General features: G+C 36.5%; 7 protein-coding genes. 2 read left to right on the forward strand and 5 right to left on the reverse strand.

What is annotated here, in order from left to right; genetic code table 11:
* Positions 1-343 precede the first annotated feature (343 nt).
* The 4 genes from PCY14_RS02195 to tig form a co-directional block, all read right to left on the reverse strand.
* Positions 344-814, reverse strand: a complete 471-nt coding sequence (locus PCY14_RS02195; RefSeq protein WP_021144903.1) for a DUF3013 family protein — start codon at positions 812-814, stop codon at positions 344-346.
* Between the two features lie 94 nt (positions 815-908).
* Positions 909-2,513: a CTP synthase gene (locus tag PCY14_RS02200; protein ID WP_021144902.1), complete on the reverse strand. Its 1,605-nt coding sequence runs from the start codon at positions 2,511-2,513 to the stop codon at positions 909-911.
* A 250-nt stretch (positions 2,514-2,763) separates the two neighbouring features.
* Positions 2,764-3,339, reverse strand: coding sequence for a DNA-directed RNA polymerase subunit delta (rpoE, locus tag PCY14_RS02205; RefSeq protein ID WP_008535687.1), 576 nt, complete (start codon positions 3,337-3,339; stop codon positions 2,764-2,766).
* A 158-nt stretch (positions 3,340-3,497) separates the two neighbouring features.
* On the reverse strand, positions 3,498-4,781 hold the full coding sequence (tig, locus tag PCY14_RS02210) for a trigger factor (protein ID WP_008535685.1): 1,284 nt from the start codon (positions 4,779-4,781) through the stop codon (positions 3,498-3,500).
* A gap of 140 nt (positions 4,782-4,921) precedes the next feature.
* Here tig and PCY14_RS02215 point away from each other — a divergent pair, with 140 nt between their 5' ends.
* Positions 4,922-5,764, forward strand: coding sequence for a mechanosensitive ion channel family protein (locus PCY14_RS02215; RefSeq protein WP_021151354.1), 843 nt, complete (start codon positions 4,922-4,924; stop codon positions 5,762-5,764).
* A 245-nt stretch (positions 5,765-6,009) separates the two neighbouring features.
* Here PCY14_RS02215 and PCY14_RS02220 read toward each other — a convergent pair whose 3' ends face one another.
* The gene (locus PCY14_RS02220; RefSeq protein WP_008535683.1) at positions 6,010-6,507 is read right to left on the reverse strand and encodes a sigma factor; all 498 of its coding nucleotides are present in this window, start codon (positions 6,505-6,507) and stop codon (positions 6,010-6,012) included.
* A gap of 449 nt (positions 6,508-6,956) precedes the next feature.
* Between PCY14_RS02220 and PCY14_RS02225 the strand changes: the two genes are divergently transcribed.
* Positions 6,957-7,248, forward strand: a 292-nt coding sequence (locus PCY14_RS02225) for a transposase family protein (protein ID WP_301363106.1), incomplete at its 3' end; no start/stop codon positions are given.

A 7,248-nucleotide genomic window follows, 5' to 3' on the forward strand; every position in this document is an offset into this window, starting at 1 on the left:
ACCATATTTTTCAAAATCAAAATATAATGTTAACCGTATCTCATTTTCAATCATTTATGTGAAACTGTAAGAGTTATTCTAACTATATTAACAAAGAAAGAGACCTGCTAAAAACAAGTATCCACTCCCCCGTTATTAATGATCAACACATAAAATAATTTAAAGGAATTCTAAACAATATACATGTAAATTTCAAAAACTATTTTAAGATAGAATCCTAACCTAAGTCATACAAAGCTTCCTTGTCATTCCGAAAGATGGTTAAATTCTTATCATCGCAAAAAAATAACATTTTACAACCAGTTAGTACTCCTAAGCAATCCATAAATCTGAGCTTTCCCTCCTAATATCTCGGATATGGATAAAATTCTCCCTCTTCCAAGCCAGCTTTCCCTTTTTCGAAAGCGTCTTTGTCCCAAACCAAACCGAATTCCTCAGGTCCATCATCAGATAGGAAATCCATCAAGTCACTCAACCCTTCTGTTGCCACCTCATTCAAGGTTTCTGCAAAATAAGCTAAAAACTCACGAGATAGACCTTTCTTAGGCTCATATGGAATTGTTACTAGGTAGTCCTCCTCATCAAAACGTGATTTTGCTGGATTGTAAAAGAGCACGTAGTCTTCAAAAATAACATCCTCATCAGACACTTCACCCTTGTCATCAATAGTCTCCACATTACCACTGTTTTGCGCTTCTAGGATGAAGGTTACTTCTACAGCGTGATTCTTTTTATCCCAGTCTATCGCAAAATCATAATCCAAATGCTTATCTAATTCTTCTTCTAATACTGACAAAAAGCCAAACTTAGCCATTTGTTTTCCTCGTTCTTTCTTAGTATCCCCCTTATTTTAGCATAAAAGGAGCCAATAAAAAACAGAGTAGGCTGTCCCACTCTGTTCTAGTTCGTTATTTAGCATTTTCAACCGCTGCTGTCACAAAGGCACTGTAAAGTTCTTCAGCATGGTTTGGACGGCTATGATATTCTGGGTGGTATTGCGCTGCCACATAGAATTTCTTGTCTGGGAGTTCTACAACTTCCATCAAACGATTATCTGGTGACACACCTGAGAATACAAAGCCTTCAGCCTCAAACTGTTCACGGAATTTAGTATTAAATTCATAACGGTGACGGTGACGACGTTGAACAACTTCTTGATTGCCATAAGCTGCAGCAGCCTTAGAACCTGGTTTCAACTTACATGGGTAAAGACCAAGTCGAAGAGTTCCACCCATATCTTCAATATCAATTTGATCACGCATAATATCAATAATTGGGTATTTAGTTTCTGGGTCAAGTTCAGCCGAGTTAGCCCCATCCAAGTGAAGAACGTGACGAGCAAACTCAATACATGTCAATTGCATACCAAGACAGATACCCAACATCGGTACATCGTTCTCACGAGCATAACGAATAGCTTGAATTTTGCCCTCAGTACCACGTTGGCCAAAACCACCAGGAACGATGATACCATCAGCATCAGCCAAACGAGAAGCAACATTTTCCGCAGTCAAGTCATTCGCATTAACCCAGTCAATATCAATAGCAGTATCATTTGCCAAGCCTGAGTGTTTAAGTGCCTCAACCACTGACAAGTAAGCATCGTGAAGCTCTACATACTTACCAACAAGAGCAATTTTCGTTGTCTTCTTAAGATTAAGCACCTTATCAACCATAGCAGACCATTCTGTCATATCTGCAGCTGGAGCATCCAGTTTCAAATGATCACAAACAATTTGATCCATACCTTGAGCCTGCATATTAAGTGGTACTTGATAAATATGTTCCACATCTAACGATTCAATAACAGCCTCAGGTGCAACATCACAGAACTGAGCCAACTTATTTTTGATTCCTTGACCAACGGGTTGTTCTGTACGGATAACCAACATATTTGGTTGAATACCCAAACCACGCAATTCCTTAACAGAGTGTTGCGTTGGTTTTGTCTTCATTTCACCAGCAGCTTTCAAATAAGGAAGAAGTGTTGTGTGGATATACATAACATTATCAGAACCCACATCAGCCTTCATTTGACGAAGAGCTTCAAGGAATGGAAGACTTTCAATATCACCAACCGTACCACCAACTTCAGTGATAATAACATCAGAATCAGTCGTTGTCGCCGCACGCTTAATCTTGTCTTTCAAAGCATCTGTAATATGCGGAATCACCTGAACAGTCGCACCAAGATACTCTCCTTTACGTTCTTTACGTAAAACTTCACTATAAATCTTACCAGTAGTCACATTAGAGTATTTATTAAGGTTAATGTCGATAAAACGTTCGTAGTGACCAAGGTCAAGGTCAGTTTCAGCACCATCATCAGTGACATAAACTTCACCATGTTGGTAAGGACTCATCGTTCCTGGGTCAATATTGATATAAGGGTCAAATTTTTGAATGGTAACCTTAAGTCCACGATTCTTAAGCAAACGTCCAAGACTCGCAGCTACAATCCCTTTACCAATTGAAGATACTACACCACCAGTGACGAAAATATATTTTGTCATGTTAACTCCTTTAATATAATGTAAAACCATAAAAATAGCAGATTGATTACCGTATTCGATAATCGAGATAGTCCTTTACCAGTGTCCAACATGAGTACTATTTAGTAACTCAATATCAACAAAACCAGTAAATGACAAAAAACAAAAATGACCCCCTAGAGTTTTACTCTGGGAGTCTTGATCATGACCTCTTCAAAAGAGGTGCCCGATACATAGTCTAAACTATCCAAGACTATTTGTCAATGAAAAATTAATCATTTGACTCATCTTCATAGTCATCATCGTCATCTTCTTCAGACAGCTCAACATCATCTAAATCATCATCTGGAATAATTTCATTCAACTCAGAGTCATAAGATTCCACTTCGGCTTTCTCATCATCATCGTTATCATCATCGTATTCAAGACTATCAGAATTAGGTGTAAAGTTTTCATCTTCTGGGTCATCGTCATTGTAGTCAATGGCATCTTCATCACCATCCATGAAGGCATTAACTTTTTTATTCTTACGTTTTGGCGCATTTTCATCAGTATCTTCCAATGTGATGACTTCTTCATCAATTTCATCAATAGCGTACCATGAACGTAAGCCCCATTTGTTATCTCCTAGAGGAATGAAGCTCCCATCCGTATTCAAATCTGAATAAAAGAATGGCAAAGCTTTACGGATATCAGCATCCGATTTTTCTAAGTAATTTTGAATTTCATTGACCAAATCATTGAAATACATTTCATTATCACGACCACGTGTTTCTAAGATAGCACGGGCCACTTCAATCATTGATAATTCACTTTTTTCTTGTCCAGCAAATACGTCTAGTTCCAAAGTGGTTCTCCTTCATTCTTACTCAAGCTAATGTCGAAACAAAAATAGCTCGGCAATCAATTTTTCGCTACCCTCTATTTTACGCTAAAAAGAGTCAATAGTCAAAGCATTTATAGAAGAAAAAATCAAGTCTCAACAGAAACTTGATTTTAGTTCTATTATTTAACTTTTGCTGAGCTTGTGATAAGTTCAACAGCTTTTTTCATCGTAATATCATGTTTAAGCATCTCAGGTGAAAGAAGTGAAGAAACTTGTGATACTTCCATGTTGTATTCAGCTGCAAGATCGTTAATTTCTTTTTGAATTTCTTCTTCAGTAGCATCGAATCCTTCAGCAGCAGCAACAGCTTCAATAACAAGGTTAGTTTTCACACGTTTGTCAGCATCAGCTTCATATTGCTTGTGAAGATCTTCTTGAGTTGTACCAGTAATTTGGAAGTACATTTCAGGAGAAATACCTTGACGTTGCATGTTACCCATGAATTCGTTCATAGCACGGTGAACTTCGTCTTCAACCATTTCAGCTGGCAATTCGACGATTTCAGCATTTTCAACAGCCAAATCAAGTGCAGCACCTTCAACAGCATCGTCAAATGCGATTTCTTTAGCTGCTTCAAGTTCTTTACGATATTTAGCTTTCAACTCATCAAGAGTTTCAACTTCGTCATCAAGGTCTTTAGCCAACTCATCATCAAGAGCAGGAACTTCTTTAGCTTTAACTTCGTTAACTTTAGTAACAAATACAGCATCTTTACCCGCAAGATCAGTAGCTTGATAGTCTTCTGGGAAAGTTACTTTAACTTCTACTTCATCACCAGCTTTTGAACCAACCAATTGGTCTTCGAAACCTGGGATAAATTGACCTGAACCAAGTTCAAGAGAGTGATTTTCACCTTTACCACCATCAAATTCAACGCCATCTACTGAACCAACAAAGTCGATAACAACAGTGTCGCCATTTTCAGCTGCACCTTCTTTAACGACCAATTCAGCCAAGTTTTTACGTTCGTTTTCAAGCTTAGCATCAACATCTTCATCAGTAACTTCTTTAGAAACTTCAACTGAAACCTCAAGATCTTTATATGCACCAAGTTTTACTTCTGGTTTTGTAACAACTTCTGCAGTAAGTGTCCAATCTTGACCTTTTTCAATTGATTTGACATCAATTTTTGGTTGTGCAACAACATCAAGACCAAGTTCAGTAATCGCTGCTTCATAAGCCGCTGGAAGAATTGCATTCAAAGCATCATCATAAAGAGCTTCTTCACCAAATTTTTGGTTAAATACGGCACGAGGCATGTGTCCTTTACGGAAACCTGGTGCGTTCAAATTCTTTTTAACCTTGTTAAACGCTTGATCCAAAGCTGGTTGAATTTTATCTTGACCGATAGTAAATGTCACCACACCACGGTTAGTGGCTGTGTTTTCAAATGATACAGACATGTAGTCATTCTCCTTAAAATTTTATAGATACAGTTTAGTTTACCATATTTCAAAGCCTTTTAAAAGTTTTTTTCTCCAATTTAATCACAAGAACATCGTTACAAACTGCTTCTTTTCTCAAATTTTGATAAACTAGTGCTATGAATATTTTACAAAAGTATATCCAACAATTTAATTTCGAAGAAATCTTAATGGTACTTATTACCAAAGGAATCAAACTCCTTATTCTCCTCACTATATTCCTTCTCAGTAAAAAAATCATTGACTTCCTTTTTAAACATACTGTGGGACGATCTCTATCCTGGACTATTCAAACCCCTGCCCGACAAAAAACAATTGAGCGCCTGCTACACAATAGTATGAACTACGTGCTTTACTTTTTCCTTGTTTACTGGCTCCTCAGTATCCTTGGTGTCCCTGTATCTAGCCTCCTTGCAGGAGCAGGACTTGCTGGAGTTGCACTTGGTTTAGGCGCACAAGGCTTTTTATCAGATGTTGTTAACGGATTTTTCATCTTATTAGAAAACCAATTTGAAGTGGGAGATTCAGTAGAAGTAGGAACTGTTACGGGTCGGATTTCAACTGTTGGTATCCGAACAACACAAATTCGAGGATTTGATGGAACGCTCCATTTCATACCCAATCGAAATATTACAATCGTATCCAACAAATCTCGAGGAGACATGAGAGCACAAATTGACATCCCAGTTTATATATCGACTGATATCAATAAAGTTATGAGTATCATAGAACAAGTTAATCAAGATAACATTGAAAAATATCCCGAAATCTGTGGAACTCCAAATGTTATTGGATTAATCACAACACCGTCAGGCCAATTAGTTTTTCGAGTTGACATTTTTACACAAAATGGACAACAGACCCATATCTACTCAGACTTCCTAAAACTTTACCAAGAAGCTCTGATAAAAGAAAAGGTTGAACTTCCAAAATTTTCCGGAAATTCCATAGTTGTAAAATAATTAAGATTCAATTACTCATCACAATAATCATCAACTGAAAAAACACCCAAAAATGAATGCACTGCACCCCCTATGTTAGATTTTATTCTATCTAACATAGGGGGTATTTAGTTATGAAATCAGCTTATTAAGATAGTATTTATCGTTATAAGCTAGGGGTTAAAAGCAATCATCTCAAACTTTGATCATTACTAAAAGTGAATAGATATCATAGAACAAGATAAAAAACGTTATAAAATCGAAAATTAATCCTCCTCATTGTAAGGATCAAAATCAACCATCCAAAATCTTAACTCTCTAATCATCTTCTTTCTTCCCCTAAAACATTCACCAGCCAACAATCGATCTAACTTAGCAGAATCTTCAGCAGAAAGCTGATTACGAAAAGCCTTAATTTGCTGATCATAAACGATTCGGTCTACTGTATCTAATCCCTTATCTGGAAGACAAAAAGCGATATCTGAAATTTCTACATAACACTGCCTATTGATTTGACGCTTAACTGACTCCTGTCGTCTAACTTCGTCATTCAGTCTATTTCTAAACTTCGTTTTAAAATAACGACGTAGCTTATCATCATCACCTTCTAATTCGGGAAATTTGTTTAAAAGTTGATAAAGAGTCATCATAGCTTCTTGCTCCATATCTGCTTGGTCCCAAAGTTGAATAAAGTATTGGCGAAAAGCTTTAAGGACAATCGGTCGTACAACCTCATATGCGTGAACAAAAACTTCTTGCTGCATAAAACCTCCAATAAAAATAAAATAATGTAATCTAATTAAATTACAAATCCATTATAAATGAAGTCAGCAAAATAAAATAGCGACATAAATGTCACTATAAAATTGAAAGAAAATCCAAAAAAACTTTAAACTTCCAAAGCTTAGATAACATTAAAAAAACTACTTTCAAGTAAAAAAGTGACTTGGTCTCCAAGCTGAAAACCTTTTCCTATTCAAGTCAACCGATATAGCAGAGCTAATTTTCATATTTCATCCGTAAAAAATCTTACTACTCAATAAAATTGAAGTGAACTACTAAAAAGTATGCGCTAAGATATTAATATCCTGTGGCTCTATAATTTCTGTAGTGGGTAAAACCACCATAGAGATTATAGAGCTTTTTGAATGCAGACAAAAAGTCCCATAAGAACTATAATGAAAAGCAACCAAACCATCATTAGGAAGAACTTATGAGACTTATTAAGAATACCACAGAATTAATCGGAATTAAAGACCCACACATCATTATTTCTCTTGTTTTTGAAAAAGATACCTACATTGAGGTTCAAGCAACACTCGATTATCCTGCACCACCATGTCCTCACTGCCAAGGAAAGATGATCAAATATGACTTCCAAAAGCCTTCTAAAATTCCTCTCCTTGAACAAGCTGGAACACCTACACTATTACGTCTTAAAAAGCGTCGTTTCCAGTGTAAAAGTTGTAGGAGAGTCACGGTAGCTAAGACATCAATCGTTGAGA

The sequence above is a fragment of the Streptococcus sp. SV2 genome, from assembly GCF_030440175.1.
GTDB lineage: Bacteria > Bacillota > Bacilli > Lactobacillales > Streptococcaceae > Streptococcus > Streptococcus raffinosi.

What these genes read in the sequence shown, in the direction of transcription:
- PCY14_RS02195 (WP_021144903.1), bottom strand. Translation starts at nt 814, where the DNA reads ATGGCTAAGTTTGGCTTTTTGTCAGTATTAGAAGAAGAATTAGATAAG.
- PCY14_RS02200 (WP_021144902.1), bottom strand. Translation starts at nt 2,513, where the DNA reads ATGACAAAATATATTTTCGTCACTGGTGGTGTAGTATCTTCAATTGGT.
- tig (WP_008535685.1), bottom strand. Translation starts at nt 4,781, where the DNA reads ATGTCTGTATCATTTGAAAACACAGCCACTAACCGTGGTGTGGTGACA.
- PCY14_RS02215 (WP_021151354.1), top strand. Translation starts at nt 4,922, where the DNA reads ATGAATATTTTACAAAAGTATATCCAACAATTTAATTTCGAAGAAATC.
- PCY14_RS02220 (WP_008535683.1), bottom strand. Translation starts at nt 6,507, where the DNA reads ATGCAGCAAGAAGTTTTTGTTCACGCATATGAGGTTGTACGACCGATT.